The sequence below is a fragment of the Oleiphilus sp. HI0117 genome (assembly GCF_001635235.1).
The window spans coordinates 1-628 of sequence record NZ_LWGA01000605.1 but is presented as its reverse complement, the minus strand read 5'-3'; the positions used below and the strand labels follow the sequence as shown (position 1 = coordinate 628).

Below are 628 nucleotides of genomic sequence, written 5' to 3'. Positions count from 1 at the left end.
CTTTAGCTTGCTTATGAATAGTTTGATACGGCGTTAGTGCATCCACCAAAATCACATCTATTTTTTGATCGCCGATTGCCATCTGAATTTTTGCCGCGATTCGAGCAGCGGCCGACGCCCTATTTTCAATTTGTCGCGCCGTCTCAACAAAAAGGTCGATATCCCCCCCCTTTGCGGAGTCATCTACTCGTGAACCAAAAAGAATCACCTCTGCCTCAGCGCCTAAAACTGCCTCTACAGATTCTTTAATTTTTGATACTTGAAATGAACTTAGCCGCACAGCCTACCCTCAACAATTCTTAGTGTTGTCAGTATAACAGGGAAATACTGAGAGCGTGCTTAAGGCGCTTTTAAGAAAACGCTGTCTTTTCTCGGTGCAGGCCTCAGGCCGCTCTGTACCCTCTGTGGTAAACCGTCTTTTATGTTTTGATCTTTAATTAAGGGATAAACCGATGAACCACCGAGGACACCGGGCGCTTCGCTGCACCGAGGAAGGGATTGAGACACATCTAAAAAAGCTTTTATCTTTTCTCTGTGTAGGCCGCAGGCCGCTCTGTGTCCTCGGTGGTGAACCGTCTTTTATGTTTTAATCTTTAAGGGATAAACCGATGAACCACCGAGAGCACCG

1 protein-coding gene is annotated in these 628 nt (G+C 46.3%); it reads right to left on the bottom strand.

Annotated features, from left to right (window positions below; genetic code table 11):
- The coding region (locus tag A3757_RS06750) for a nucleotidyltransferase domain-containing protein (protein WP_068739345.1) at positions 1 to 280 on the bottom strand (280 nt) is incomplete at its 3' end.
- Positions 281 to 628: the final 348 nt, after the last annotated feature.